General features: G+C 60.4%; 30 protein-coding genes. 7 read left to right on the top strand and 23 right to left on the bottom strand.

From position 1 onward, the window contains the following. Together ACLGL5_RS22720 and ACLGL5_RS22715 are read right to left on the bottom strand one after the other, a co-directional pair. Window positions 1–768 (bottom strand): hypothetical protein, encoded by a 768-nt coding sequence (locus ACLGL5_RS22720; RefSeq protein ID WP_141700932.1) that lies wholly within the window; start codon window positions 766–768, stop codon window positions 1–3. A 215-nt stretch (window positions 769–983) separates the two neighbouring features. Then, a complete protein-coding gene (locus ACLGL5_RS22715) occupies window positions 984–1,841 on the bottom strand; it encodes an ATP-dependent DNA ligase (protein WP_069092098.1) in 858 nt (285 codons plus the stop codon). A gap of 86 nt (window positions 1,842–1,927) precedes the next feature. Between ACLGL5_RS22715 and ACLGL5_RS22710 the strand changes: the two genes are divergently transcribed. From ACLGL5_RS22710 to ACLGL5_RS22690, 5 genes are all read left to right on the top strand, one after another. Next, window positions 1,928–2,137, top strand: coding sequence for a hypothetical protein (locus tag ACLGL5_RS22710; protein WP_069092097.1), 210 nt, complete (start codon window positions 1,928–1,930; stop codon window positions 2,135–2,137). A gap of 278 nt (window positions 2,138–2,415) precedes the next feature. Continuing rightward, window positions 2,416–2,667 carry a helix-turn-helix domain-containing protein gene (locus ACLGL5_RS22705; protein WP_083246746.1) on the top strand — a complete coding sequence of 84 codons (252 nt, stop codon included), beginning with the start codon at window positions 2,416–2,418 and terminating at the stop codon, window positions 2,665–2,667. Between the two features lie 168 nt (window positions 2,668–2,835). After that, the gene (locus tag ACLGL5_RS22700) at window positions 2,836–3,951 is read left to right on the top strand and encodes a hypothetical protein (RefSeq protein ID WP_141700931.1); all 1,116 of its coding nucleotides are present in this window, start codon (window positions 2,836–2,838) and stop codon (window positions 3,949–3,951) included. Between the two features lie 12 nt (window positions 3,952–3,963). Continuing rightward, window positions 3,964–4,308 carry an STAS-like domain-containing protein gene (locus ACLGL5_RS22695; RefSeq protein WP_069092095.1) on the top strand — a complete coding sequence of 115 codons (345 nt, stop codon included), beginning with the start codon at window positions 3,964–3,966 and terminating at the stop codon, window positions 4,306–4,308. A gap of 9 nt (window positions 4,309–4,317) precedes the next feature. Beyond that, window positions 4,318–4,833 (top strand): hypothetical protein, encoded by a 516-nt coding sequence (locus tag ACLGL5_RS22690; protein ID WP_069092094.1) that lies wholly within the window; start codon window positions 4,318–4,320, stop codon window positions 4,831–4,833. A gap of 8 nt (window positions 4,834–4,841) precedes the next feature. On the opposite strand, the gene ACLGL5_RS22685 is transcribed toward ACLGL5_RS22690, so the two are convergent. From ACLGL5_RS22685 to ACLGL5_RS22675, 3 genes are all read right to left on the bottom strand, one after another. Continuing rightward, window positions 4,842–5,213: a DUF1515 family protein gene (locus ACLGL5_RS22685; protein WP_245307135.1), complete on the bottom strand. Its 372-nt coding sequence runs from the start codon at window positions 5,211–5,213 to the stop codon at window positions 4,842–4,844. A gap of 43 nt (window positions 5,214–5,256) precedes the next feature. Further along, window positions 5,257–5,487: a hypothetical protein gene (locus tag ACLGL5_RS22680; protein ID WP_171903287.1), complete on the bottom strand. Its 231-nt coding sequence runs from the start codon at window positions 5,485–5,487 to the stop codon at window positions 5,257–5,259. A gap of 213 nt (window positions 5,488–5,700) precedes the next feature. Next, window positions 5,701–6,552: a glycoside hydrolase family 108 protein gene (locus ACLGL5_RS22675; protein ID WP_069092091.1), complete on the bottom strand. Its 852-nt coding sequence runs from the start codon at window positions 6,550–6,552 to the stop codon at window positions 5,701–5,703. Window positions 6,553–6,609: 57 nt separating this feature from the next. Between ACLGL5_RS22675 and ACLGL5_RS22670 the strand changes: the two genes are divergently transcribed. Both ACLGL5_RS22670 and ACLGL5_RS22665 read left to right on the top strand, forming a co-directional pair. Then, window positions 6,610–6,891, top strand: coding sequence for a hypothetical protein (locus tag ACLGL5_RS22670; RefSeq protein ID WP_141700930.1), 282 nt, complete (start codon window positions 6,610–6,612; stop codon window positions 6,889–6,891). 76 nt (window positions 6,892–6,967) lie between these two features. Further along, entirely contained in the window at window positions 6,968–7,213 is a 246-nt protein-coding gene (locus tag ACLGL5_RS22665; protein ID WP_141700929.1) for a hypothetical protein, read from the top strand. On the opposite strand, the gene ACLGL5_RS22660 is transcribed toward ACLGL5_RS22665, so the two are convergent. The 18 genes from ACLGL5_RS22660 to ACLGL5_RS22575 all read right to left on the bottom strand — a co-directional run bounded on the left by ACLGL5_RS22660 (window position 7,194) and on the right by ACLGL5_RS22575 (window position 24,035). Further along, window positions 7,194–8,297 carry an acyltransferase family protein gene (locus ACLGL5_RS22660; RefSeq protein ID WP_069092088.1) on the bottom strand — a complete coding sequence of 368 codons (1,104 nt, stop codon included), beginning with the start codon at window positions 8,295–8,297 and terminating at the stop codon, window positions 7,194–7,196. The genes ACLGL5_RS22665 and ACLGL5_RS22660 overlap by 20 nt on opposite strands. A 59-nt stretch (window positions 8,298–8,356) precedes the next feature. After that, a complete protein-coding gene (locus ACLGL5_RS22655) occupies window positions 8,357–10,477 on the bottom strand; it encodes an SGNH/GDSL hydrolase family protein (RefSeq protein WP_069092087.1) in 2,121 nt (706 codons plus the stop codon). A 13-nt stretch (window positions 10,478–10,490) separates the two neighbouring features. Next, the gene (locus ACLGL5_RS22650; protein ID WP_069092086.1) at window positions 10,491–12,773 is read right to left on the bottom strand and encodes a phage tail protein; all 2,283 of its coding nucleotides are present in this window, start codon (window positions 12,771–12,773) and stop codon (window positions 10,491–10,493) included. Further along, window positions 12,758–13,165: a DUF6950 family protein gene (locus ACLGL5_RS22645; protein ID WP_069092085.1), complete on the bottom strand. Its 408-nt coding sequence runs from the start codon at window positions 13,163–13,165 to the stop codon at window positions 12,758–12,760. The genes ACLGL5_RS22650 and ACLGL5_RS22645 overlap by 16 nt, the downstream gene beginning before the upstream one ends. 8 nt (window positions 13,166–13,173) lie before the next feature. Then, window positions 13,174–13,806 carry a hypothetical protein gene (locus tag ACLGL5_RS22640; RefSeq protein WP_069092084.1) on the bottom strand — a complete coding sequence of 211 codons (633 nt, stop codon included), beginning with the start codon at window positions 13,804–13,806 and terminating at the stop codon, window positions 13,174–13,176. Window positions 13,807–13,809: 3 nt separating this feature from the next. After that, window positions 13,810–14,565 carry a hypothetical protein gene (locus ACLGL5_RS22635; protein WP_010915699.1) on the bottom strand — a complete coding sequence of 252 codons (756 nt, stop codon included), beginning with the start codon at window positions 14,563–14,565 and terminating at the stop codon, window positions 13,810–13,812. 3 nt (window positions 14,566–14,568) lie between these two features. After that, a complete protein-coding gene (locus ACLGL5_RS22630; RefSeq protein ID WP_069092083.1) occupies window positions 14,569–17,526 on the bottom strand; it encodes a hypothetical protein in 2,958 nt (985 codons plus the stop codon). A 16-nt stretch (window positions 17,527–17,542) separates the two neighbouring features. Next, a complete protein-coding gene (locus ACLGL5_RS22625) occupies window positions 17,543–17,803 on the bottom strand; it encodes a phage tail assembly chaperone (protein ID WP_494372956.1) in 261 nt (86 codons plus the stop codon). Between the two features lie 89 nt (window positions 17,804–17,892). After that, window positions 17,893–18,327 carry a phage-derived protein YdaY family protein gene (locus ACLGL5_RS22620; RefSeq protein WP_069092082.1) on the bottom strand — a complete coding sequence of 145 codons (435 nt, stop codon included), beginning with the start codon at window positions 18,325–18,327 and terminating at the stop codon, window positions 17,893–17,895. A gap of 81 nt (window positions 18,328–18,408) precedes the next feature. Next, the gene (locus ACLGL5_RS22615) at window positions 18,409–18,633 is read right to left on the bottom strand and encodes a hypothetical protein (RefSeq protein ID WP_069092081.1); all 225 of its coding nucleotides are present in this window, start codon (window positions 18,631–18,633) and stop codon (window positions 18,409–18,411) included. Beyond that, window positions 18,633–19,574, bottom strand: coding sequence for a phage tail tube protein (locus ACLGL5_RS22610; RefSeq protein ID WP_069092080.1), 942 nt, complete (start codon window positions 19,572–19,574; stop codon window positions 18,633–18,635). The genes ACLGL5_RS22615 and ACLGL5_RS22610 overlap by 1 nt, the downstream gene beginning before the upstream one ends. A gap of 44 nt (window positions 19,575–19,618) precedes the next feature. Next, window positions 19,619–20,059 (bottom strand): hypothetical protein, encoded by a 441-nt coding sequence (locus ACLGL5_RS22605; protein WP_069092079.1) that lies wholly within the window; start codon window positions 20,057–20,059, stop codon window positions 19,619–19,621. Next, entirely contained in the window at window positions 20,059–20,700 is a 642-nt protein-coding gene (locus ACLGL5_RS22600) for a hypothetical protein (protein ID WP_069092078.1), read from the bottom strand. The genes ACLGL5_RS22605 and ACLGL5_RS22600 overlap by 1 nt, the downstream gene beginning before the upstream one ends. Next, entirely contained in the window at window positions 20,700–20,987 is a 288-nt protein-coding gene (locus ACLGL5_RS22595; RefSeq protein WP_141700928.1) for a hypothetical protein, read from the bottom strand. Before ACLGL5_RS22595 ends, ACLGL5_RS22600 begins: the two co-directional genes overlap by 1 nt. Before the next feature lie 109 nt (window positions 20,988–21,096). After that, window positions 21,097–21,750 (bottom strand): hypothetical protein, encoded by a 654-nt coding sequence (locus ACLGL5_RS22590; RefSeq protein WP_069092076.1) that lies wholly within the window; start codon window positions 21,748–21,750, stop codon window positions 21,097–21,099. Window positions 21,751–21,761: 11 nt separating this feature from the next. Continuing rightward, window positions 21,762–22,046, bottom strand: coding sequence for a hypothetical protein (locus ACLGL5_RS22585; protein WP_069092075.1), 285 nt, complete (start codon window positions 22,044–22,046; stop codon window positions 21,762–21,764). Between the two features lie 62 nt (window positions 22,047–22,108). After that, window positions 22,109–22,546 carry a hypothetical protein gene (locus tag ACLGL5_RS22580; protein ID WP_044550303.1) on the bottom strand — a complete coding sequence of 146 codons (438 nt, stop codon included), beginning with the start codon at window positions 22,544–22,546 and terminating at the stop codon, window positions 22,109–22,111. An 85-nt stretch (window positions 22,547–22,631) separates the two neighbouring features. Beyond that, complete coding sequence (locus tag ACLGL5_RS22575) at window positions 22,632–24,035, bottom strand: phage major capsid protein (RefSeq protein WP_171903285.1); 1,404 nt, start codon at window positions 24,033–24,035, stop codon at window positions 22,632–22,634. Between the last annotated feature and the right edge of the window lie 11 nt (window positions 24,036–24,046).

The following is a 24,046-nucleotide window of genomic DNA, read 5'->3' as shown; positions in this document are numbered from 1 at the left end:
TTACGACTTTAAATTCTTCTCAATGTCTCTAATTGCGTCTCTTATGGTTTGTATAAACCCGAGGCTAGTTGAGGACGCCTTCAAATTCTGACGGAAAGAACAATTTTCTTCTAGGGTAAACCGCCGGTACTCCAATACATCCAAAAGAAATGAGATCACGATTGATCGCCGAACCTTTGTCATAGCCATCATAAAGTGAGGCAATTGAACAACAATCTCAAACTCTTTTTGGAGTGATTCCTCCAGATCACGGGAGTTTTTGATACCTAGGGCCGCGACATGCTCAAAGAGCCCGTAGTGGCCCACCTCCTCGCGTAACGTGTTGCCCGTCATGTCGGCAATCTGTTTGGCCGCGCTATTCACGAGCCGACTTGAATTTATGTAGGCGCCGAGATTTGCCTCGCTAACAAGCGGCAAATCGAGAAAGCCAATCGGGGGATTCGGCGCATTTTCGGCCGCGAGCTTTTTAGGCCCCATGGGCGCTTCTAGAACGATAGGTTGCTGGGCGGAAATCGCTCTAACTGCGCGTCGCCTATTGTCCCAATAGATAAGACCTAGGCCCGCGACTACGACTGCGAGCACGAACCAAGCTGGCGCGCCTAGCAGCCACGTAATCATGACGCCGACCCAGCCGATACCTTGGACAAGCGAGACGATAAAATCGACATCGCCGCCTAAACTGATAAGGCTGTGAATGATCCCCCAAAGGACCAGCAACCAACCAGAAAGTTTTCGCCAATGTCGCCAAGCCCACGCCATAGGCGTCAAGTAAGCAGGAATCCTGCAGGTTGTGGAGTCGCCACTCCTCCCGCAAGATGAAAGCCTGTGCATTGTGGGGGGATTGCGGGTATTGCTTGTCGCGCTTCTCATGGCCTTTGCCACCCATGACCTTGCCCAAGAGGTGGTGACCAAACTCCCATTGATGCAAGAAAAAGGGCGACGAGCTTTTAGTTCGGCAAACGGAGCGACGAACGGCCCTGAACTCATTCTTCCCGAAAATCCTGCAGCGAAGCGTGCCGCAAATCCTCTTCTCCGCGCAAGTGCTTCACGCGGCCGATGATGCCAGGCTTGACCCATTGCGTCGCCGGCCGCTTCATCCCCTTGGGCGCAGGCCCGGCATGCTCCTGGACCCGCTTCCACAGGCGCTCGCGGATAGCCCGACTGGGATTGATGAAGGCCGAGCCGACATAGCGGCCGGTCGCCCGATCGGCCATCAGGGCAAATGCCGGCTTGCCGGCCTCACGCTCGACGCCAAGCAGCTCGTATTCGTCGACCGAGTAGCATTTCGCCTTCAGCCAGTTCGTCGACGGGCCGCTGCGGTATTTGCTGTCGCGCCGCTTCGACACCATTCCTTCAAGGCCGGCCTTGTCGAGCAAATGGAAAATTGCCTTGGCATTCCCCGGCAACGGTTCGCTGAACTGGATCCGGCCGCCAGGCTCTATCATTCTGGATAAGATCTCGCGCCGCTCTTCCAGCTCCATGTCGCGCAAATCATGGCCATTGAGATGCAGCAGGTCGAAGGCGACGAAATAGAGATCATGCTGCCGCCGGGTGATCGCCTTCCGCAACTCGCCGAAATCGGAAAGGCCTGCACCGTTCAGCACGATGATCTCGCCGTCGACGATGGCGCTTTCTGCCCCGAGGCTCCTCGCCTCCTGCACCAGGTCGCGATATTTGGCCGTCCAGTCATGGCCGTTGCGGGTGTAGATGCGCGTTCCGTCTTCGTCGATGATCAGTTGCGAGCGATAGCCGTCGAACTTCACTTCGTGAATCCAGCCGTCACCTTCGGGAGGCTGCTCAACAAGGGTCGGCATCAACGGCGCGACGAACTTCAAACGCATGCACGGAACTCACACAGACCGCCGTTAAATAAGATTGAGCTACAATAGTTCCGGAACTTTTACCGCGGCGGTGTGTTCGGTCGACCATGAAGAACGATCCCGACGGACGTGCCGCCTTGCGGCTGATCAGGGAGACGGTGGAAGAGCACTGCCCGCCTGGCGTGCTGCCCAGCGAGGAAGCCGTAAATGCGCTCTATGGCCCGGGATTGATGGACGAGGCGGAGGCAATCGCAGCGGCGGTCATCGCCACTGTCAATAGATTGCAGCTTCAGACGGCGCCGAGCATCAAGGCATAGACCTAAAAGACGAAAGCCGCCCCGGCTGTGCCGAAGCGGCTTTGAAAAATTACCCACGGTTTCCGTGGGTTTTCGCTTGTGTACCCACGGTTTTCGTGGGATAACAAATCACCGAAGCAATCCCGCTTCGGCAAGGACTAGGAGGACACCATGAGCGTTAAGCTCACCTTCCAAGTCCGGATCGGAAGATGGAAACTAGCAATCTCCATTAACCGATAACCGGGGGCCGGAGAGAGCTAGCACCTCTCTCCGGTTCCTGAATATAGCGGGAACACAGCATGTCTTCAATGGACGGCAGATATGACCTGCTCATGTTACGCCTGGGCATGGGCGCGACCCAGGCTCAGATGGCCAAAGCCATGGGTGTACCCTTGCGTACCTATGAGGATCTCGAAGGCGGCAGGTCGAAGATACGCCCTATCCACATGAAAGCAGCGGCCTTTGCTGCGATCGTGAACGCGGTCGAAGCTATCGGCTACGAGAGCCTGCCTGTCGAGATTGCCGGAATCGTCAGGCAGGCCGCAAAATAAAACCCGGCCGGCCCGGAGCCATCAGACTTTTGTTACCGTTCAACGTTGATCAACTTGCGATCGACGCGATGAATGTGCATTGCATACTTCAAATGGGTGGGGACATACAGAATCATGCGTAAACTATCGGCGTCGCGACAGCGATGGCTGGTTCGACGAGCGTGGCGCTTGCAGCGCAGAACCCTTCGGCACAAAGAATGGCGCCGCGAAAAAAATCGAGCAAAAACAATTGGCAGAGAGGTCGTCTTCGAGCGTGAGGGGCGAAAATATCGGGGCCGAGTTCTCAAGCGAATACCGATGCCCACTGTATTTTGCCTGTCAGAGAATGCCGAAGAAACGCTGAAGCTTCTCTCGGACATGAGACGGAATGTTCTGAGGAAGGCCGTCGAGTATGTAACCAGAAAAAAGACAAAGAGCCTGAAGGCAAAGCCGGTGTCTGCCTACTACGACTTCGCCACCATGGATTATATTAGCCCGACCGCTGCCCTTGTCTTGGCATCGATTTATAACCAAGCAAAGAGCATAACGGGGTCCAAACTTCATACGGTCAATGAGGATGCGTGGAAGCCGGAGATTCGAGCCGCCCTGACCTCATTAGGTTTCCACGAACTGCTGGATATGCGGAAGGCCAAGTACTCGTCGCAGTCGAGCAGTTCGACCTTCGTGATCCAGAAATTCACGACAGGCAATCAAGCGGTTGGCGAGCAGGTGGGGAAACTGCAAGAGGCCCTCCACAACCTACTTCCTGACCCGCTGGGAGAGAAACTGCTTGATGCTGAGCCATACGCCGGAATGTTCGAGGCCGTTCTGAATTCTCACAGTTGGGCCTACCCTGAGGGTGAGACGTGGGAGTACCCACCGCTGAAGAACTGGTGGTTGACAGGAGCGGTGGATTTGCAAGCCGGACGGGTGACTGTGATCGTGTATGATCAAGGCGTCTCCATCCCGGTCAGTTTGCCGCACTGGCGTCATTGGGGTAAATTGGAGGCTCGCGTAAAGCGGTGGATGGCGGCGGCTCGCATTACTAGCGACGTCGCAGATGCGTCAAATGATGGTCTTGCAATCCGCTTGGCGATGACGATTTCTAAGTCGCAGACAAACTTGCAGCAACATGGTAAGGGATTGCACACCATGATCGAAGTTGCACAGCGCGCTCGACACGGACGGTTAAGGATCCTCAGCCGGAATGGGGAATACGTCTGGGAGACCGGCAGCCGACCGAAGAGTGCAACCTATAGGAACGCAATCCGTGGTACGCTCGTTGAGTGGGTCCTAGATCTATAAAGGTTGACGCGCATGGACAGGACAATCAGCATTGCTGAGGAATACACGCGATATCCCGGTCCGCGATATGCCGCGGACGGGCCGTTTAGCGGTGAAGTGTTCCGAAATGAAACTTTGGCGGTCGCACTCAGAGATGCCATTGATACCGGCGGCACTGTGACAGTCGTCCTGGACGGCGTCGCTGGGTACGGCTCATCATTTCTGGAGGAAACCTTCGGAGGTCTTCTGCGCATCGGGTTTACGCACCAAGAAGTTCGGAAGCACCTTAGAGTGATGGCGAGAACCGCTCGTTTCCAGCATCACGCAAAAACAGTTGAGAGATACATTTCCGAGGCCGCACTAGCCGTGGCCGCCTGAGTCGTATCGATGATCGTGCTATCGGGCCTGATCGGCGCGTTCATCGGTGCGGCAATAACTCTCTTTTTCAATATGTGGAAATTTCATCGGGATGAGCGCTCCGCTAGGTGCGACGAGCTATGCGCGGCCATAAACGCTGCGTCGGTGGTTGCGGCCGACTATTGGGCAAATGATTTCAAGTTAGCACCTGACCAGCGAGTCCAAGAGGCACGACTGCTGGGGGCTCAAGCCCTTATCGACGGCCTATTCGACGACCTTAGGTCGGTGGTCTCGGCCGCAGACGGAGCTGAACTCGATGATGTACTTTCCAACTTATTCGAGCAATTTACCGGGGGCGCGTTTTCCGTCAAAGACAGGCCTCCCGACCCAGCAAGGCTGTCAGCAAGCATACAGGCCGCCAGCGAGGCCGTGATCGCAATTCGCCGCAGCCACCGCCGTACCTTTCCCCTCGCAAGGCTTTTTTCGGCCTATCATGATAATCGATTGCGGGTTCTGGACATGCGGCAGACAGGCCCAAGTGTTTAAGGCCCCTTCTACCCGCCCCGCAACACTCGCCAGATATCGCCCCAATAGGCGGTAACGAGCGACGCCAGTGCAGCGGCGGCCATGCCGGTGACGCCGAGGGCGCCAAGCCCCATGAGCTTCCAGCGCGTCACTTCGGCCGTCACTTCCTGGACGCTGGTCATGTCGGCGTTGAGCTTGCTGACCGCGCTTTCGGTGGCGCTGACGCGTTCAACCAGCTCGTCGGTCTTCTGATACATTTTCGCACGACTGGCGGCGGCGCGCTGTTCCGATTGCTCGTAGCTCAGCGCGGCTCGCGCATCGCTGTCCTTGATGTCACGGCGGATTTCGGTGATGTCTCGCTGCATATCCTGCGTGGCTTGCAGCAGGCCGCCGATCATCATTTCCAGACTCTTCGTTCCTGACGTCGGCATCGTCCCCGCCCTGCTATGATTTCAGTTCAGCCCGGCGCGCTGCGCTGGCCTTGGTGTGCAGATCGCATTCCGCCCGGGTGTAGAGCTTGACCGCGCAGCCCGGCGCCACGGTGCGATCGATCTTGTTCTGGTCGGCGACCGTCTTGCCCTGTGCGCCGGGAAGGCTGCTACCGAGGGCCGAGCGTAGCGGCGCCACACCGCTGACGTCCGAAGTCGTACACGCCGCCAGCGTCAATGCACTCATCAAGAGACATGCGAGCGTCGATACCCTTGCGTATCGCATCCTGATTTCCCTTCTCGATTTTGGCGCGAACCTCGTCAGCGCCTTTGTGTTTGATGAACTCGTAGCCGGCGAACACGGCGCCCGAGATGGCAACCGCAATCGCCGTCCACGCGATGATGACAGCGACTGGGCGGGGCACGCCGACGACGCCGGCGACAAGGGTGATAAGCCAGGTCACGCCGGCGCCGTTCCAAGCGCCGCGGCGAGACGCTTGGCCTTGCGATTGGCGTACCAGCGATAGCCGAGCCCGCCGATCGCCAGCACCGCGCTTGCGAGTGCCACGACCACGACCACCTTGCCGATCCACTCGCTGGTGTAGGACAGCGGCGACAGCTGGTTCTGCAGATCATAGAGGTAGCCGGACAGACCGAGGCCACCGGTGCCGGCGCCAGTTGCCAAGTCCGCCGGCGCGGTCGACGGTACGGCGTTGGCATCATCGACAAAGGCTTTCGCTTGGCCGCCGTCGACGAAGTTAGCCGCCTGAGGCACCTGACCGGTTGCCCATGCCTGGCCGATTGCTCGGACTTCAGCAACGCGAGCCGTCCAGCCCCGGCCGAAGGTTCCGAACGTGCTGAGGTGCTTCAGGAAGGCCATGCGGGCGTTGCAGATGCGGTCGATCAGCGCGTCGTTGTTCTTGTCCGCCTTCAGCGCCGCAAGCGTGCCAATGCCCAGGACGCCGTCAATGCGGCCGGTATAGGCAGGCCGCAACGCCTGCTGAAGCCACATGATCGAGCGACCGGGACCGGAATTCACCGCACCGTCAAAAACCACGTAGTCGACGCCGGCCGGCAACGCGTCGCCCTGCACCGCGTCCCAATATTGACGATCATAGATTTCATTCAATTCGGCGGTGGTGATGCTTTTGACTGAGCGGGTGGCAAGGCCTTTGCCCTTCCGAAAGCCGTCATAGACGCGCTGCGTGACGCCCTTCATCGTCGGGCCACCGGGATCATTGGGATTGTTCGAATAGCCGCCTTCATGCGCAAGCACGCGGGCAAGCGATTCCTTTTCACGGGAAACAGCCATGAGTTTTCCTTTCGGGTGATGATGGTATGGTCGCCGGCCCCAGAGGAGGCCGATGCGATGGTGAGGAAGCCGGACAATGACGATCTGCCGGATGAAATCCCGATGGATCTCAGCGGGCCAGCCGCCGACAATGATGGGCCAACGGGGGACCTAAGCTATCTCAGCATGCCATGGGCAAAAGCCAGCGCCAGCATTCAGGCCAAGGCCTTGCGGTCATCCGAGATCAACACCTATGACGGCGGACTGCTGGCGCTCGTTGATGGTGTCTGGGTTGTGCTGAAGAGCGGCGACAGCAACGATGCCGCTGTGGTTCGGGAAGCACTGCGGAAGGTGGACTAGGCAACATCAAAGTGGCTATATCTGACCTATGGTTAAGAACAGGGCCGAACTGGTTGCAGCGCGTATTGCCGGCGTCTTGGCGGTCTTGGTCTTTTTTGCGTGGATCAGCCGTGGCGAGAGCCACATCAAGGACGGCGAATGGCATTTCTACGCGCCATCTGATCCCGTCGTGGTCAGCGACGGCACTGAGGTCGCCGGAAGCCCCATCATGAGCCGATGGAATGGCAGCGCTTGGGAATACCGGCATATGACCCAGCATGAGGAAATCGCCTTCAACGATTTGATCGGCGGGCCGCCGATGCCTACGCCGTCTCGGCCTTGAGTTCAGTTGCCGTAGGGGCAGGCTTCTTTCGCGTGGCGCCGGCCAACCGAGTAACCCATTCAGCTTTGTTGAACCGGCGCTCGATCTGATAGAAGCTGATGAAGCTGACGGGGATGACCGCCGCGAACAAAGAAAGCCACAAAACCCACTCGTTTACTGTTCCGACTAGGCCCAGTTTCACGTAGCAGGCCGCCATCACCGCGAATAGCAGTTGATGCCAGAGGTAAAGCGAATAGGAAGCGTCTCCGAAGCGGATCCATGTCTTCGAGAACGTCCACATATGCCTCATCTCGACAGCGACAAAGCCATAGACGATGAAACCGCTCGGCAAGCCGAAGCACACCGTCCGCCACATCACAGGCAAAGCCCACGCGCCCTTCGGATCGTTGAAATGATAACAGATCGCGCCGATGACCAGCCCGCCAATCCCTAAGGCCAAGGACGACAAGGCGTACTCCGAGAATTTCCTCTCGACCAGCAACGCGACGACAATTCCGAACGCGAACTCGAGCACTATAGGCGCGGTAAACACCGAATTCATGTAGATGCCGGCGCCCCAGATGCAGAGGACAATTGCCATCCAAAGAGCGATGATGGCCACGATGCGGCGCGGGAATAGCAAAATACCCAGAGCGCACACCGCATAGAATGTCATCTCGTACTGCAATGTCCAAGCAGCCAGAATGCGATTGTTCGGCTGGGCAATGAGCAGCGCCAGCTTCCACCATGGTTGCTGCTTCATGCCCGCCGGGAATAATTCAGCGGCAGGCATAAGGATTAGCACCAGCGATGCGATGAGGAACGCTGTCAGATAGACGGGGTAAATTCGGAAAACCCGCCTCACAACAAATTCTCGCAAGGCCCGCCACATTCCGGTGACGTCGGCGTTCTTCCCCAGCCTGTCGGCGGACAGGAAGACCACGAAGCCAGAAATCACGAAGAAGAGGTCGACGCCTGATGGGCCGATGGCCCCGACGTACTGCGACCAATGATTTCGCATAGGGACAAGTGGGTAGAAGGAGTGGGTGAACACCACCATCAACGCCGCGATGGCGCGGAGTCCCTGGACATTCTTGTAAAACATGCCACCTGACTATTTCTGACGGCAGGTGGCATAGCAGCACAAGGCCGACTGGGCAACTTTCACTCCCAATGAGCGTCCGACAGGCGGACGAACTTGTTCGTGGGATCAACGCCGTAGACGCGGACATCGCCGGTTGCCAGGATTTCAACCCAAGTCTGATTTGCCTGCCCTGCCGTCGCCACCTTGGAACCTACGGCAGAAAGCTGAATGTTTCGCACCGGCTTCATGTAGGTCGGCAGGGTCATAACCACCGTAGCGTCTGCGAGAGGGCCAGCATTCGCCTGGATCACTCCGTCAAGGTGTTTATAGCCGCGCTCATCAATCCAAAAGACCGCTGCAGGAGACGAAGCTGTCCAACTGTTTGCGTACCAGGAAGCCGGGACGGCCGACGTTAAAAGACTAGGATATTTCTTCGTCCTTGCCGGCGTCGCCAGCCCAAAGGCAGCTCTTGCGCACGCCTGGGCTATCTTGGTGCGAGCGGTGCGCCCCTCGTGGATATTGTCAAAGACGTTGGTGTCGACACGACTCCCACTCCACGAGGAAGCCCAAGTCAGATACTGCGCAAGAGTAGGACCGCATATCTTCCCGGCATCCACGAGGGCAACCTTGCTTCCCGCGTCCCGGTACGTTGCGACGACGCGTCGGATGATCTCTCGATACGCAGGGACAGCTGCGCCGTTGACAGAAGCCTGGCCCTGATTGACAAATCCTGTGACCGCATACCCGTCGGCTCTGGTATAGAATGCTGGCGTTAGCAAAAGCGTTACGCGAGCCCCCAGGCTCAAAGCCTGGTTGAGCATCAAACCCAGGTTTGTGGCGAACGTGGTTTGCGATGTGAGACCTTGGGCATCGTTGGTGCCAAGGCCAATGAACACATCTGTGTAACCAGTCATGTCTAAAGCAAGGATGCGAGTAAGCTGCTGAGCCAAGGTCTCACCAGCTACGGCTATGTTCCTTGTATATTCCCACTGTACGCCCATCGAACCTTGCATGATGCGCGCAATATCGTCTGGCCACCCTTGGAAAACCGGGTCCATTTTGCTGTCGCCGACGAACAAAGCGCGGATTGGGCGAGGCGCTAGGCGGGTGGGGTTCTTCACCTTCACCATGTTAAAAAAATGAGAAGTACCCGTCTGACTTGGCCCAAAAAACAGGCCTGGCCCGACATACAATGCAGGCGAAGGGAGGTCCCCTTCCGCGAACACCACGCCGTTTAAGCCAAGCTGGTATTTCGTGGGGGTGATAAGGTCTATCGTGATGGACCCTTGGGCGAAGGTGTACGACGTCTCTGGCGTTATTCTCGCACCAAAATCCGGAACATTGACTTCAGTGAAAGTGGCAGCGGCCGTCAGCTTCTTGTGGATGGCACGGGAGTTGAGAGCCGCATAGACAGCGTGGTATCCGCCATCAAAGGCAAGCACTGCAAACGGAACGTCATTGACGTTAGGACCAACTACCCACGAGTATTGGCAAGTCACCTCAGGCACGACGCCAGCGAACATAAGGACGGAATTGTCCGCCGTCGCCCTGTTGATCTGAATATCGTTGGTCGTCTTGGTGATGCCAGTTGCCGTTGCCGATGTCGTGTTGCCGTTCGGCCAGGCATATTTGAGCATCGTGACAGCCGAGCCGGACATGTCCACAACGGTCGGCTCATCATAGGCAACGTCGCCATCGGTGAGGAAATCCGCCTTTGCCACCGGTTCCGCATGGCGACGGTAGGTGACGTTGAGGGATGTGCTGATCGACGTAAGCCTACCCGCCCCTACAATGGTAATGGGGGGTCCGCCGGCAGCGACTTCCGCTGACGTCCTGTCATTGTAGACGTTCGGTCCATTGAAAGTCGGATTGCTCGTTGCGTCGATAGGGATGCCGGTGAAATCGCTCGTCGTCGCGAAGTAGAACACGCCTGTGTTCTGCCGAACCATGACAAGGGTTTCGCCATTCGTCAGCGCTGCCTTTGCCGCAGCCCAAGCAGCATCGTTGTCGGTGCCAGTATCAACGCCAGCCACGCCGTCATCGACAAACCCGAATTCAGTCGAGTAATGCACCGAGTCACTGACAGTGCTGATCCGACCATTCAGATCATTGAAAGTATCGCGAAGATCTTGCTTCGGCGGCTGATACGGATTGCCGGCAGGGCCGTCAGCGAAAAGCGCGTTGAAGGGTACGACTGCCATGATGCTTTCCTTTTTAAGTGACGACTTTGGGGCCGGTGGCGACGCTTGTGGTGCTCTCGACGCCGGATGCGTTCGCCGAGCGCAGCCAATAGTAATAGGTGCCGGCCGCGCGCCCGGTGTCCGTCCAGGCATCGGCCGATGAAGGCGCGCCGTATTCGGTGCGAACGAGGGTAGCGGTGCCCTCATTGTTCACTGTGTTGCGCCTGATGTTGGTGGCGACGTAGTTGCCGGAATTCGGAGTGTTCCAGGTCAGTGCGACCTGGCCGACGCCGCCCGTGGCGACAACACTGGTGACCGCGGCCGGCGGGGTCGTATCGACCGTCGATACCAGCGTCACGGTGCTAGTCCAGGTGCCGTAGCTATTGTCGGCACCGATATAGGCGGCCTGGACGTCGATCGAATTGTTGGCCGGAACCGGATTTGTGTTGAGGACGATCAGGCCGGCCGACGGCGTCGCTCCAGGGAACTTCTGCTCCACCCAGGCGCCGGGAACGCCGCCGCCGACATCCGATATCCTGTAGTGAACAACCGGCGTGAGATCGATCCGGTTTGGATCGATCAGCGCGACGCGGATGTACACGCTGCCGCCCCCGGAGACTGCCACCGCTGTATCGATGATCGGGGTCGGAATGCCGTCCGAAACCGGCTTTGGCGGCACAGGCGGCGCCGATCCCTCATCGACGGCCGGGTCCCAGGCGTCGATATCGTCGGGCATCATCACAAAAGTCATCTGGAAGCCGCCGCGCGACACCGACAGGACGGACCGGCGGTTGTTGATCAGCTTGCCGTTCAGCGACGGCAACCGACGCGGCGTGTTCAGCCGAACCCATGGCGCATAAATGGCATTGATGCCCGTGAACCTGACGTCGAGCGTGCCGCGCTTCTTGGCACGCGCACGGGCAAATTCGCGCTTGCCCAGCCGGCGGGCCTGGCGCCATTGCTGGCACCAGATGTAATTGCCGTCCTGCGGCAACACGCGACCGGCCGCGACCTGCGCTTCGGTATCCTCGAAATAGTCGGTATCCGTCGTCGTATAGTCGGTCGCCGGATAGGTGAATTTCGGGATGAACTGATTGACCTCTTCTTCCGGCAACACGTCATGCTGCACGGTGTGGCCGACAATGTCGGCATCGGTCAGCGTGGCGACGTATTTTTCGCGGAACTTGCCGGCGACGACAAGCAAGGCGCCATCGCCGCGCTCGCACATCCAGCCGTCGCACGTCGCCAGGATGGCGTTGGTGCCGCTTTTCGGATCATGCTCAGTGGTATCAAAGCCGCCGCACTCATAGCGCTTTTCCGTGCCGCCGGAAGCCCTTGGCACGTCCTCGTCGCAGACATCGGCTTCCTCCTGCCACATATCGAGCACGGGCAGCAGCGCCTTGCGGAAATCGCGCTTGGTGCCGAACGGATTGAAGCATTCGTGCCAGGCGAGGTGAAGGATCGGATTGCGCGAGAACGCCCAGGTTGAAGGGTCTTCCGGACTTTGCGACGGGTTGCGGAAATCCCAGACCAGGGCCATCTCGGCGACAACGGACAGTGCGGGCTTGCCATAAGGGAAGGACTTCAGGAAATTATCAGCTCCGGGGCCGACGCAGAGCATGCCGATGGAGGCCTGTCCGTCGCCACGATGATTGTTCGTCCAGATGCCTTGGCCGCTTAAGATCGTAACGAAATCGGCGATCGGCGTCTCAGGCACCAGGCCAAGGGCGGGGTAGACAAAGACAAGATCTCTGTCGTCGTCGACGTAGCGACCGCCGCCGGGCGATTGAACGTGACCGCCGATGACGTCAACCTTGTCATCGTTCAGATAGAAGCCAGTGTAGGCATTGATGCGATGTCCGGCGATGGCCTGCACCGAGAAAATGCGGTTGTCGAGCGCTTCCCACAGCATCATCGCGCCGGCCAGCCTGGCCTCGCCAACACCCCAGAAGCGATAGGGAATGGGTTGCGTCAGCGGCGCACGGCCGTCCTCCGGTTTCGGCGGCTTCGGCGTCAGCAGATATTGCACGCCGGCGACGATCGCCGTGGTGACGATCGCCGAGGCGATCGCCGCGTAGGAAATAGTTGCGCCGAAGAGCGAGAAACCGCCGCTGCCGAGAATGGCGGTGAAGATCGGCGTGAAGATCGGGTCGCGATGGACCGGCCAACGATATTCGCCACTCCAGCCATGGGCGACGATCTCCTGCGTCGTCGCCGTCTCAAAGGCGCCGATGCCGGGATTATAGGTGCTTTTGCGCGACGCTGTCGCCAGCGCCTGGCGTAGCGCATCGTCGAACGGGTTCACACTATGCGCCATGCCACGCCAGTCCAATCGAGATGCTTGACCATGACGCCGCGCGCCGACATGACGCCCCAGAGCGGGCCGAAGCGGATGGCCGGGATTTCCTTCACCATGGCGCCGGCGGCGTCGAAGCCGGTCATGGCCAGGACCATGCCGATATCGCCGTCATGCGGCGCCTGGACGCGATGGAAGCCCAGAGCGGAGAGCTTCGCGCCGACCAGCCGTTCGGCGCCGCCAAAGGCGCGCAGGATGGCTGCAGCGGCATCAGCGTCGAAATAGGTGCCGCGCAATTCGGCACCCGGATCCTTGCCCGTCGCGGCGACAACCCAGTCGGCCGCGAACAGCGTGCAGTCGGTGTAACCCCACTGCCACCGGTGTGGCAGCCGGATGTATTCTTGCAGCGTCATCTAATGCCTCAGTAATTCGGCCAGGCCGGCGCGACGCCGCGCGCTAGGCGGGCCGTGCCGTCGCAGAATTTGTCGGTGGGATACATCGCCTTCTGGTGTGGCCCCGACCACAGCACCAGCGACGCCCGCGACCTGGTGTTGTTGCCAGATACCGTTGCCAGGGTGATCGTTGTCGTGGGGTTTTCAGAGCCGGACACTGCCGGGCTCGATTCCGTCGGATGCGATGCCGTTCCCGTCCATAGCGCGATGATCGGGCTTGTCGGCTGGTAATAGTCGTCGAGCGTGGTGATGCCGATCTTCAGATCCTTGCCGCGAACATCCGGCATGGTGTCGAGGACTTTGGCCGCGGTGTCCGGATCGATGCCTGAGATGCCGAATTCGACACTGGAGCTTTGCCCGTTGACCAGCACCTCGAGCGTCGGGATGTTGAGCAGCCGGCCGCCGCCGAGATAGACCGTGCCGTTATCGTCGAGGCTGTCGAAGCCGGCCGGGATGTCGTTGACGCCGGCCCAGATATGCAGGCCGGGATCTGTATCGAGGCGAAAGAAGATGCCAAGCATATGGCTCGACGCCATCCGGTCGAGAACGGATTGCGGCACATATTGCAGGCTGTATGAGCCGACAAGGTCCTGCCAGGCCATGGTTCAGAAGCCCTCGACGAATTGCAGTGTCGGCGACGACCGCCAGAACCCCTGCACCTCCCAGGGCAGCGTGAAGCCGGACGGAAACTTCATGACGCAGCGCGGCCGCGCGAATTCGACCCGGGTTCCCTGGATCACCGCCTCGCGCAGCGGACGATCGAGCGAGAGCGTGTAGCGCTGGCCGGCGCGCGCCACGCCGTCGATCGTCTCAAAGGCTGGAACAGGGTCGGTATGATCCCAATTTCGATAGGCGCGCCAACCCTTGTTTGGATGGTAGATCGAAAACCAGTCGGACCAGCGCAGATTGCGGGCGGCACCATAGATTCGAAGCGTGACCTTTCCGGCATTGAGCGCTGCGGCATCCATATTGGCAATCACCGTCGTCTGGCTGTAACCGGCGCCATCGGCGAACAGGGCGCCATCGGAATGAGGAATGCCGCCGATGATGGGACGCGGGATGTTGCCGGAATCGACTGGAAAAGGCCCCATCCAGTCCGACTTGATCGGCACATTCATGAACCGCACACCGCTGTTCATCCGGGCAGCAACCCAATTGATATATTCGTGCTCTTCGCGCGCCTGCACGAAGCAGCTTTCATAGGAGCCGACAAGCATGCCACCGCCGCTGGTTTCGATGGTGACCGATTCCCCAAGACCGTTGCGTCCGCCCTCCAGCCCGCCGCCCTTGGTGTCGAAGGACAGACGGGCGGGTTTCAGAAAGTCGATGTCGAGCGTGGGGAGATCCGTATAGCGCCCCATCGCTCAACCCTTCTGCGACGTGTAGCGCCGCTGAGTCTCGCCAAAGCCGCCGCTGACCTGGCCCTGGTGATACTCGCTGATCGCCTCTTGCGCGCCCTGCCGCGACAGCGTGCGGATATGGTCATCGCCGCTGGCGCCATAGATGTGCGTGTGGAGTTCTATCTTTGTCGGTTGGGCTTGTGCCGGCCGATTGGCATTGGCCGCCATGCGCATCGAAACATCATGCGGGATGACACGCGAGCCGCGCGGCAGGTCGACGATCTCGCCGCCCTGCTCGTTGATCCGCGCCAAGCCGCCAGGAGCAAAATCCGTGCCGCCGGCGAAACCGAAGAGTTTCGGGATGAAGCCGAGCAGCGAGCCGAGAAAGCCGCCACCGGAAGATCCTGATGCCGCGCCCCCGCCGGTATAGCCGAGGATGTCGGACAGCGTGGTGTTGGCCTGGAAATTCTGCGGCTTGAGCCCATCCAGGATGGAGGCAAGACCGCCCTTGCCGTCAATGCCGCTGGCAAGGCTCTTCACCGTGTTGGTGACGGTACTGTCGAGACCGCCGAGACTGTCAGACGCCTTGGCGACGGCGGCGTTGAATTTGTCGACATAGACCGATCCCGACGTGCCCAAAACATCCTTGGAATTGGCGCCGGTGGACAGCGGTCCGCCAGTGAACCATGCCGATGCGGCGTCCTGCGGATTGCCATACTTGGACAGGTATTTGCCGAACTGCTTTTCGAAGATCGCGTCCTGTGCGCCTGGATTGGACAGGAAGTCTTTTGGCGACATCACCTCGCCGAAGGTCTCTTTCGACCAGGACGGCAGGTTGCTCTTCATGACCTGGTAGGCGCCGAGCGCCTGGTTGCCATTTTTCAGCACAGGACCGAGCGCCGAATAGCCGCCGCTGCCTGCGCTCTCGATCGAGCGGATCGCCGCGGCATAGGATGCCATGTTGCCGACGGCGGAGAGAGGCGCACGCGTGACCGCGCCGGCCGCATAGTTGTCGTTGGCGGCCGAACCGAAGATCATGTCGGCGAAGCCGCCGGCGGTCCCGAAGGCCGCGCCGCCCGCACCCGGCCGCTGTCCGGTGATCGCCGATGCAAGCCAGGACGCGATGGTGTCGAAGATCTTGCCCAGCTGATCGTCCATCGACTTGGTCAGCGCGTTGAGGATCGACGTGCCGAGCGCCTTGCCGACATCGCCGCCATTGCGCAGCAGCTCGGATTTGAAATCGGTCAGGAAGCCGGTTGCCAATTCCTTGGCATCGCTGAATTTGGCGATATCGCGCACCTGCTGCGCCGCCGGCGAATTGAGGTCGACGGCGAGACCGGCACCCTGCTGGCGCGATGCGATCTGCTGATCCTGCGCCGAACGGAACATCTGGTCGCGCTCAAAGGCAAGGTCCTTGTCAAGGCGCGCGCGTGCCAGGGCCTTCGCGACCGCGCCATAGGCCTTTGCCTGCTTGTCGATGATGGCGACCTGGTCGGGGCCGAGTTCGATGTTCTGCGCAAGCGCGGCATTCAGTGCCTGCTGCTTGAACGTGAAGGCCTCCAGCGCCGCACCCGTCAGGCCGAGCGCCGTCGCCTGGTTCTGCAGGTCTGATATCTGGCGCGACGACGACTTGCCGAAATCATTCATGAAATCCTGATCGGCCGGATTGTCGTCGACGCCACGGAAATGCGGGATGGGGATGTTGTTGCCGGCGAAGGTCGGGCCGCCGACGCCGCCGGCATCGGTGAACACCTTCTTGACCGCTTCGCGCAGCCGCTCGGCGCCCAGCTCGGTCAGTTGTAGGTTTGCCTGCAATTCCTTGATCTTGTCGAACAGCGGATTGTTGTCGAGTACGTCCTGAGTCTTCTGCAGGCCGGTGACATCGTCCGGCAGACGCACGAAGGGGATACCGCCATTGATGCGAGGGTCGGCATAGCCCTGCCGTTCGAGGTCACTGCGCGTGAACACCTGCTGGTTGACGCTCTTGCGCAGTTGAAGGCCGGCAATGGCCAGTTCGGATTCCTGCAGCTTGATCGACGCTTCCTGCCGCTTTAGCTCCAGTTCCAGCAACTGTTTCTTGGCGTCGAATTCCCGCTGTGTGCTGGCGACGATCGACGCCGACGCGGCCGATTGCGCGTCGGCGGTCGTGGTGATCGCCTTCTGGTACTCGCTCTGGATCGAAACCAGATCCTTGATCTTGCCGTCGATGGATTCGACCGAGGAAGCCTGTGCGGCAAGTGCACGGGTCGCACTGTCCACGCCAAGCGACGCCTCGGCGGAAAACGAGGCGATGAGCCTGTAGGCGCCGTATATGGCGGCAAGAGCAGCTATCCACGGCCCGGCGGCGCGCGCCACGCCGCCAAGGATGCCGACGCTATCTTTCAGCAGCGCGTTGAGCCCACCTTGTGCGGCATACATCTGGGCAATCTGCGGCCCTTGCTGCGCCGCGATGATCGCCAGCGGCGTGCCGGCGGCGAGGCCCTGGCCGATGTCGAAGGCCTGGTAGCCGAGGTTGGTGCGGCGGAAGGTATCGCTGCCGCCATTGTTGTTGGCCGGCGCGATCTGTTTTTGCGCGGCGAGTTTGGCATTCGCGGCAGAGACCGCCGCGGCAAGTTCGGTCTGGCCACGGGCCATGAACAGCGACGCGTCGCCTGCAAGCTGGAATTTCCGGTAGATGCCGTCGAGGATCGGCCCCGCCTGTTCCATCTTGATCTTGCCGCTGTCGATGCCGCGCGACAGCGAGTTGAGCGCCGAATTCATGCGCTGCGCCGAGGCATAGCCGTCGACGAACTGCCGCGACAGGCGGGCGAGCACGTCGCCGGACTGGACGATCTTGGCATCCGTCTGCGCGGCGGCGGCGGCAACCTCGCGGTTGGACGCCACCATGGCCTTGTCGGCCGCGACCTTCTGCTGGGCGCCAGCCGTGTATTTGGTGGCGTCAAGCTCGGGCGCGACCCGCAGGGAAGACAATTGCTGGACCATGAGAATTCCCGCATACCTATGAGGATGGAGGAACGCTTTCTGGCGGAGGCTTGTCGCGCTTAACGACATGCAACAGCCAGGCGTCGTCGAGGATCTTGAGAAAGGCCCGGAACAGCTTGAAGTCGTCGCCCGATATGCCGTGGTCGTTGGCGTAGGCCCGGATCACCATGTACGGGATCGGACCCTCGCCACCCATGGCGCCATAGAACCGGTCGAACCGGATCGCTTCCCACGCCTGCCAATAAAGCCGGTGCCAGGGCTCCGGCTCGAACTCTATGCGACCGGCGGGAAACGCTGCCTTGATGACCCAGTCTTCCGCGTCTTCTTCGGCCGCCAGCTCTTCAAGCCAGTCCTGCCGTTCGGGGTCTAGGCCTTCTCGCCAGATCCTGTCGCGGAAGGCCTCGAGGAGTTTTTTCCCGCTTCCTCGACGAACTCGACATCGGTGAGCGAAACCATGGCGGCGCAGTTCTGGACGGCGGCAATGAAATTGCGGCCTTCCGGCTCGCACATCATCCCACTTGCGACTTCCTCGCTGTAAGGCTCATCGAAGCCGCGCCAGTCGTGCAGGATATGTTTGTGCAGCAGCTTGCCGACCTCGACCGTTCGGATATGCGGCGGCACCGGGACGCCCTTGTAGGCACGGGCCAGACGCTGCTCCATCAGGGTAAGCGCAGTCTGATAGGCGGGCAAATGCAGCGACGAAACGTTGAACTCGACGCCGGGGAAATCCGGTGATGGAATCCAGTCGCCTTTTTCTTCACGCGACAGATCGGCCTTCACCGATGAAAGCTTGATGGTCATTGGTTATCCTTTCGGGAGGATTGTGGCCGGAGCGCCCGAACGCTCCGGCCGTTCTCGCAGAAACCAGTCTTGGCAGACTGATCAGTCCTGCCTTTCGGGGGCAGGTTCGGAGGCCAGAGCGGCCCTGCCGTCATCGCGCGCCTTTTGCGCGAATTCGGCCGGCACCGGCGAGGACAGGATACCGGCGCGGAACGCAACGGCTTTTTCGTTCCCTGTGGCCCAAGGATCGGCGCGGAAGTCGGTGAGCGGGAGGATGGCTACAGGTCCAGCGCCGGTCGGCTGGGCGGCTTTATTAAGCTTGCGCATCAGGGTGCATCCGTCTTGGTGATAGTGATGGTCGCGGCCGAGCTCGAGTCATAGAAGCCCTGGAAAGGAACTTCGATGACGACAGGCTGGCCGTTGCCGGGAGCGGCGGGGCCGCCGTCGAGGAACTTCACCTTCGGCAGGGCGAACTGCAGCGAGTTGCCCGCTTTGTCCTGCAAGGTGAAGCCGATCGTCACGTCCTCATGATTGAGGATGGCGGTGTAGGCGGCCAGGCTCTCGAACAGCACGGTCATGGTGCCGCTGACTTCAAACCGGCCAAGGCCGTGGCCATACGGCGCGTAGGAGCCGACGACGTCGACCTGGTAGATGTTGTTGGTGATGCGCAGGCTCATCGCCTGCACCTTGGGCGACGAACCCAGGGCCGCAGAGGTAATCGACAGGGCCGCGACATTGAGGCCGGCGCTGAAGTCTTCCGTCGTGGTCGGGGCGGCATAGGTGGCGCCGGCGATGATGGCGGTGGTCGGGGTCGGGCTGTCGATGCCCATGATGCCCCATGACGCCTGCACCGGGGCGCGGGAGCGCATGTTGAGGTCGAGCGTGTTCCAGCGGCAGCCGGTGTACCTGATATAGCTGTCGGTCGCGCCCTGCTCATAGGTGAATTCCAGCGCGCCGGTCTTGTGGGTGATGCCGTTCTTCAGCACGCCGGTCACGAAGGTCGAGCAGAGCAGGCGCTCCAGCCAGGTGTTGTACGTATTATAGGAAAACCGGGTTTCGATCGTGCCGGTGACCGCACGGCCGACATCGGTGATGCCGGGCACGTTGCGATCGGAGCGGACCTCGTCGGAAATGTCGGTCTGCTTGTTGATGCGCACGCTGGCCGTGCGATAGCGCATCACCTGGAATGGCGGGGTGGCCGGAATGGTGCCGGGCGTCGCTTCCGACACGTCGGCCAAACGGACTTGACTGCCGTCAGCGAACGACATGGTGCTTCTCCTTTGGTTTTCAGAAAGACCGGTCGAGGCCGGGGTTAGGTCGTCGGGGTCGACGTGATGTCACGGCGGGTCCAGAAGATGGTTCCCGCGGTGGAATAATAGTTCGGGAAGTGCTGCCCGGGAGAGCCTTCGCCGATCGACATTTCCGGCATGAACAGGTTGCCGATCGGCTTCTCGCGGAAGAGATAGAGCAACTGGTTGGCATGGACGCGCCCTGCCCTGCTTCCGCTGCCGCTCGGCGTCATGACATGCAGATAGGTGACGCCGCGCTCTTCCCACGCATTGGCCCCGGGCGCGCCCATAGTGTCCTGATTGTAGGTATCGCCGTAGACCTCGACGTAGAGCCATGCCGGCGTATTGGCGTCGAGCAGGTCCTGCACGAATTCATTTTCATAGCGGACCGGCAAGGCGCCATCGCCGGCGGCGTAGTCGTCGAGCACACCCTTGAACGCGTCGAAGGCTTCGGGGCTGGACATCAGTTCACCGGGTTGATGATGATGGAGGGATAGCTCAACACGCCAGATTTGCGGCTGATGCGGTCATGGCTGCCGCGCCCCTTCAGCCGGTATGGCATTCCGGAATGGATGCCGGCCGGCACGTCGAGAAACTTCGACGTGAAGGTGAAGGCGCCGCGAAAACGATTGGCCATTGCCCGCGCAGTGCCGGCGAACAGGACGCGTTCCGCCACGCCCAGCATGCCGACTTCAGCCTTGCGGACATAGGGCTGGAAATTGGTGATGATGATCTCGGCATCAGGCCGGATCCTGGTGAAATCGGTGACGACGGTGCGCCCGCCAACAATGACGATGAACGACGAGGCGAACCGGCCGGACTTGCGCGGCGAGCGCTTCTGCAGCTCTTCCAAAGCCGCCTTGATCACGAGGTCCCAGTTGGTGAATTCGTAGACGATCGCGCCCGGTGCCCGGTAGCTTTCCTCGGCGGCATCGGCGACGCCGTTGACGATGCGCGTGTAATTCGGCGTGGCGAGGCCCTCGGCGATGACGCGGGCGACTTCTGCCTTGGCGAAGGCCGCGACCTGGCGGTTTATCTCATCCGGTTCGAGGCCCGCCGTGGCGACACGCAGATCGCGTTCGAAGAATTCGAAGCCGGTCGCCATCAGCCGGCCACCGTGAGATTGACACGCACCACGACGCCACTGACGGCGATCGGGTCGGCGAACATGATCTGCCGCGGCTTCCCCTTGACGACAAGGAAGTCATTGACGCGCGGAATGCGCGGATCGACGGCGCCAGGCGTGACGGTGTGGCCGGCCGGCCAGCCCGCGGCCAGAACCTGGGTCAGCGAGATGACTGCCTTGGAATAGGCCTGCGTCGCCGTGCCGACGATCTCGGCGGCGCGAAGGCCCCGAACCGAAGCACGCACAGTGACGTCCTTGTCGGTCAAGGGCGAGCCTTCCTTGCGGCGGAGGGTGCAGTCCTCGCCGCGGCAAAGAAGTTTGTCGTCAAGCCTCGCGATCATGCCAGCCGGGGTGTCGGATTGGTCGACCACAGTCTTACCTGATGGTGAAATTGCGGAAGCGCTTCAACTGCCCGGCGACAATGTCGGGCACAGCGCCTTCGAATGACTGTCCCGGTACCGATCCGACCCACCAGGCCCGTTCGGTGCGCTCGACATCCGGGGTGTCGATCACCTCGGACTTAAGGGCAGGATCGCGCTTGCCTTCGAGCCATGCGTAACGGAAGAAATCGAGCGCAGCCTGCTTGAGGTCGCCCGGAACATCCGTGAAGCCTGCATTGTAGACGACAACAAGCTTCGTCGAGCACCAGCGGACAGGGCAGTCGTTCGACAGCCTGGTCAGTATGCCCGCCTCTGGATCGACGACATAATCTGCCGGATCAAGCGTGGTCGAGCGATCGTTCACACTGGCAATCGTTACATTGTGCCGGCGCCCCAAGACCAGACTGTCGGCGCGAACGCCATAGAACGTTTCCGACAGCGTTTCCTTGAGCAAGGTCGGCTCGCCGCCGGATGCGAAAGCGATTTTGCATTCCGCCATGATCGAGGCTGCGATGCGCAGACCCAATGGCGACAGGACGGCATCCTGACTGCCATCTGTCGACGCCAAACCTGCCGCCACCCGCATTTCCTCAGGCGTAAGCAGGGCCAGCGACGTCGCTGCAGTGGTGACAGTCAGGAAGGAGCGCATGAAGCAGGTACCTATTTGCCGGCTTCGAGCAGGGCGACGATATCAGCGTCCGTTGCGGCCTCCGGAACGTCGATTTCCTGTTCTGCCGCGAGCTTTTCAAGGTCGGGGCGCGAGAGCTTCGACAGATCGGACTTTCTGCCCTTTCCACCCTGCTTCTTGCCCGCGAATTCCGCATTCTTCTGGTTGACGGCGGATTCCGCGAGTTCACCATCGATCTCGGAACCGACGGCAAAGGTCTCGGATTCGGCGCGATCGTCACGCCGGCCGATGAATGATTTTATCACAATGGCTTTCATGATTGTCTCCATGGCGATGAGACCGCCATTCTGGCGGCCTCAGGGCGTTCGGGTTTCAGTGATCAGGCGGCGTTCGGCTGGGGATTGTTGTAGCCGCGGCTCTTGATGACCGAAGCATAGAGCGGCGTACCAGTGCCGTGAGTGCCGCTGAAGTCGGCCAGGATCTTCAGGTAGCGCTTGCCGCCCTTGTAGCCATAGCGGCAGGTTTCAACGGCAGCGTGGGCAGCGACAAGCGACTTGATGATGCCGCCAGAAATGCCGGAAATTCCGAGCATGTCCGCATCCGTCACCGGCACATAGCTGGCATTGTCATCGGAATGCGTGACCTTGACCTCGATCTTGTTGGTGGCGTCGAAGGTGATGCCGCCAACACCGATGGCGAGTTCGATTTCAGCGGCATTGAACCCCTGGAGATCGATGGCCGCAGGGGTATTGTCGGCAGCCAGGACGGCAGGACCGAATGCGTTGATAATCGAGAGTTTGGAGTGAAGGTCCTTCATCGGACTGAATCCTCTTCTGGAATGATGGGAAGGGTGACGTGCGCCGCCAGGGCGGCGCACGGATACCGTCAGGCTCTCAGCCAGATCAGGTGCTGCACTTCAGCAGCTTGATCGCCTCGAAGTTCGAGATGCCGCCGCCAACGCGCTTGGTGGTGTAGAAGTGCACGTAAGGTTTGTTGGTCAGCTCATCGCGCAGGACGCGGACGCCCTGGCGATCGACGATCAGATAGGCACGCTTGAAATCGCCGACCGCTACCGGGAAGGTGTTGGTGCCGATCTCGTTCATATTGTCGTCGGTGTAGGCAGGCTTGCCGAAGATCGTCGGCACCTTTTCGTTGGCCGACGGCGGCGCCCAGATGTAGTTGCCCTGGCCGTCCTTGAACTTGCGGATCTTGGCCATGGTGGCATCGGTCGACAAGTAACTTGCATTGTTCCGATACCCCTGCTTCAGGCCATAGAGCAGGTCGAGCAAGGCATCGGCCGGGCTAACAGTGCTGGTCGGCGCCAGGAAATCGCTGGCGGCACCGGTCACCACATAGCCGACATTGCCCCACGAATAGTTGGCGTTGGCGACAGTAGGATAGGCAAGGATGCCGCGCGGACGCTTGAGGCCGTTACCCGTGACGAAGGCCGCCCCCTCTTGCTCGGCGAAGGTGATGTTGACCTCGTCGGCAAGCCACGCGCCGATGTCGATGATCCCGTCATCGAGCATGGTGCGGGTCGTGGCGGGATTGGCGTAGAGTTCCATCACCGTGAAGATCAGCTCGCGCAAGGTCGGCGTGCCGGTCTGCGGACGGGCCTCTTCCTCGCCGACCCAGCCGGAACCGGCACCACCCATGTTCACCAGCTTCTTGTATTCGCTGGTGCCGATGGGAAGGATGGTTGCGAGCTGGCGCATCGTGGACGTGACGCCCATGATGCGATCGATGGTCTTTTCGGTCTCGGTCGGCACGAGATAGCCGCCGTCCGGATCCGACTGGGTGGTGAGCGCCGCCTTGACCTGCAGTTCGCCAAGATTGCCGGCATCGCCCTTGCGGAAATAGCGGTTGAAGGCCTTGGCATGCTCACCGTTGGTCGGATCCGTCGCAGCCGAGCCGCCGCCGAGTTTCAGCGCCGCGATCGTCTGGTCGATTTCGGCCAGGGCAGTCGTCAGCTTGGTGATCTCGGCATTGATCTTGTCGACCTTTTCCGTCTGCACGACGTCCTTTTTCAGCGCCTTCAACTCGGCTTCATTCTCCGCCTTGAAGGATTCGAAGGTTTTCTGCAGTTCGGCCAGGATCTTGGTGGCATCGCTGGCATCGAGACGGACGCCGACAAGGCCGCGAGCGCGTTTGTTCAGCGCCGGCGCGCAGGTCATCGCCAGACCATAGCCGTGGTCGAGCGCATGGCCGGAAAAATGCGAGAGCATGTCGGGGCTCAGCGCGACGACGGCGCAGAGGCAGGCAACGGCAAGCGCCGCGCCCCAAAAGAGGGTGCGATTCACGTTCATGACAGGATTCC

Source organism: Mesorhizobium sp. U510 (assembly GCF_059180695.1).
This window is presented reverse-complemented; position numbering and strand designations above follow the sequence as displayed.

Bases quoted from the DNA above. Each gene is read 5' to 3' on its own strand.
- ACLGL5_RS22715 (WP_069092098.1), bottom strand. From the start codon at position 1,841: ATGCGTTTGAAGTTCGTCGCGCCGTTGATGCCGACCCTTGTTGAGCAG.
- ACLGL5_RS22710 (WP_069092097.1), top strand. From the start codon at position 1,928: ATGAAGAACGATCCCGACGGACGTGCCGCCTTGCGGCTGATCAGGGAG.
- ACLGL5_RS22705 (WP_083246746.1), top strand. From the start codon at position 2,416: ATGTCTTCAATGGACGGCAGATATGACCTGCTCATGTTACGCCTGGGC.
- ACLGL5_RS22695 (WP_069092095.1), top strand. From the start codon at position 3,964: ATGGACAGGACAATCAGCATTGCTGAGGAATACACGCGATATCCCGGT.
- ACLGL5_RS22690 (WP_069092094.1), top strand. From the start codon at position 4,318: ATGATCGTGCTATCGGGCCTGATCGGCGCGTTCATCGGTGCGGCAATA.
- ACLGL5_RS22685 (WP_245307135.1), bottom strand. From the start codon at position 5,213: ATGATGATCGGCGGCCTGCTGCAAGCCACGCAGGATATGCAGCGAGAC.
- ACLGL5_RS22680 (WP_171903287.1), bottom strand. From the start codon at position 5,487: ATGAGTGCATTGACGCTGGCGGCGTGTACGACTTCGGACGTCAGCGGT.
- ACLGL5_RS22675 (WP_069092091.1), bottom strand. From the start codon at position 6,552: ATGGCTGTTTCCCGTGAAAAGGAATCGCTTGCCCGCGTGCTTGCGCAT.
- ACLGL5_RS22670 (WP_141700930.1), top strand. From the start codon at position 6,610: ATGGTGAGGAAGCCGGACAATGACGATCTGCCGGATGAAATCCCGATG.
- ACLGL5_RS22660 (WP_069092088.1), bottom strand. From the start codon at position 8,297: ATGTTTTACAAGAATGTCCAGGGACTCCGCGCCATCGCGGCGTTGATG.
- ACLGL5_RS22655 (WP_069092087.1), bottom strand. From the start codon at position 10,477: ATGGCAGTCGTACCCTTCAACGCGCTTTTCGCTGACGGCCCTGCCGGC.
- ACLGL5_RS22650 (WP_069092086.1), bottom strand. From the start codon at position 12,773: ATGGCGCATAGTGTGAACCCGTTCGACGATGCGCTACGCCAGGCGCTG.
- ACLGL5_RS22645 (WP_069092085.1), bottom strand. From the start codon at position 13,165: ATGACGCTGCAAGAATACATCCGGCTGCCACACCGGTGGCAGTGGGGT.
- ACLGL5_RS22640 (WP_069092084.1), bottom strand. From the start codon at position 13,806: ATGGCCTGGCAGGACCTTGTCGGCTCATACAGCCTGCAATATGTGCCG.
- ACLGL5_RS22635 (WP_010915699.1), bottom strand. From the start codon at position 14,565: ATGGGGCGCTATACGGATCTCCCCACGCTCGACATCGACTTTCTGAAA.
- ACLGL5_RS22630 (WP_069092083.1), bottom strand. From the start codon at position 17,526: ATGGTCCAGCAATTGTCTTCCCTGCGGGTCGCGCCCGAGCTTGACGCC.
- ACLGL5_RS22620 (WP_069092082.1), bottom strand. From the start codon at position 18,327: ATGACCATCAAGCTTTCATCGGTGAAGGCCGATCTGTCGCGTGAAGAA.
- ACLGL5_RS22615 (WP_069092081.1), bottom strand. From the start codon at position 18,633: ATGCGCAAGCTTAATAAAGCCGCCCAGCCGACCGGCGCTGGACCTGTA.
- ACLGL5_RS22610 (WP_069092080.1), bottom strand. From the start codon at position 19,574: ATGTCGTTCGCTGACGGCAGTCAAGTCCGTTTGGCCGACGTGTCGGAA.
- ACLGL5_RS22605 (WP_069092079.1), bottom strand. From the start codon at position 20,059: ATGTCCAGCCCCGAAGCCTTCGACGCGTTCAAGGGTGTGCTCGACGAC.
- ACLGL5_RS22600 (WP_069092078.1), bottom strand. From the start codon at position 20,700: ATGGCGACCGGCTTCGAATTCTTCGAACGCGATCTGCGTGTCGCCACG.
- ACLGL5_RS22590 (WP_069092076.1), bottom strand. From the start codon at position 21,750: ATGCGCTCCTTCCTGACTGTCACCACTGCAGCGACGTCGCTGGCCCTG.
- ACLGL5_RS22585 (WP_069092075.1), bottom strand. From the start codon at position 22,046: ATGAAAGCCATTGTGATAAAATCATTCATCGGCCGGCGTGACGATCGC.
- ACLGL5_RS22580 (WP_044550303.1), bottom strand. From the start codon at position 22,546: ATGAAGGACCTTCACTCCAAACTCTCGATTATCAACGCATTCGGTCCT.
- ACLGL5_RS22575 (WP_171903285.1), bottom strand. From the start codon at position 24,035: ATGAACGTGAATCGCACCCTCTTTTGGGGCGCGGCGCTTGCCGTTGCC.